1 protein-coding gene is annotated in these 661 nt (G+C 56.9%); it reads right to left on the bottom strand.

Features of this window, described 5'->3' with window-relative positions:
• Positions 1 to 133: 133 nt before the first annotated feature.
• Complete coding sequence (locus B3520_RS13380) at positions 134 to 565, bottom strand: F0F1 ATP synthase subunit epsilon (protein ID WP_024461765.1); 432 nt, start codon at positions 563 to 565, stop codon at positions 134 to 136.
• Between the last annotated feature and the right edge of the window lie 96 nt (positions 566 to 661).

Here is a 661-nt window from a genome sequence, read left to right as displayed (position 1 = left end):
GGTCATGCGGCGACTCCTTCAACAAACCGTTGATCAGGACAAATTAGGGGGAACAATCGTAGTGTGACGGACGTAAAAAAAGGGCGGCCGATCAGCCACCCTTTTCTGTTGCCAATGCCATGCACGGCGAGGCCTACTTGTTGCTGCCCAACTTCTTGCGAATGGACTGCAGCGTACGCAATTGAGCGGCGGCTTCCGCCAACTGCACCGCGGCCTTGGAGTAGTCGATCTCGCCAGACTGGTTGGTGAGCTCTTTCTGGGCGGTTTCTTTGGCTTCCTGGGCGGCTGCTTCATCCATATCATCAGCGCGCAGGGCGGTATCCGCCAACACGGTGACGTGGTAAGGCTGCACTTCCAGATAACCACCGGAAACGTAGTAAATCTCTTCCTCACCATTGTCCTTGACGATGCGCACCGGGCCCGGCTCAAGGCCGGTCAGCAAAGGAGCGTGACCATAGGTCACACCCAGGTCACCCAGGGTACCGGTGGCCACGATCATCTTCACCAACCCGGAGAAGATTTCCCGCTCTGCACTGACAATATCGCAGTGAACTGTCATAGCCATATTTCTGCCTCTAACGCTTCAGGGCCAGTGGCCCGGCAGTGCCGGGCCGGCGGGTTACTTTTTCTTGGCCTTGTTGGCTTTCTCGATGGCTTCTTC

It is taken from the genome of Marinimicrobium sp. UBA4509 (assembly GCF_002388575.1).
Lineage (GTDB): Bacteria > Pseudomonadota > Gammaproteobacteria > Pseudomonadales > Cellvibrionaceae > Marinimicrobium > Marinimicrobium koreense.
The sequence above is the reverse complement of the archived record's forward strand: the minus strand, read 5'-3'. Positions and strand labels throughout refer to the sequence as shown.

Bases quoted from the DNA above. Each gene is read 5' to 3' on its own strand.
- B3520_RS13380 (WP_024461765.1), bottom strand. From the start codon at position 565: ATGGCTATGACAGTTCACTGCGATATTGTCAGTGCAGAGCGGGAAATC.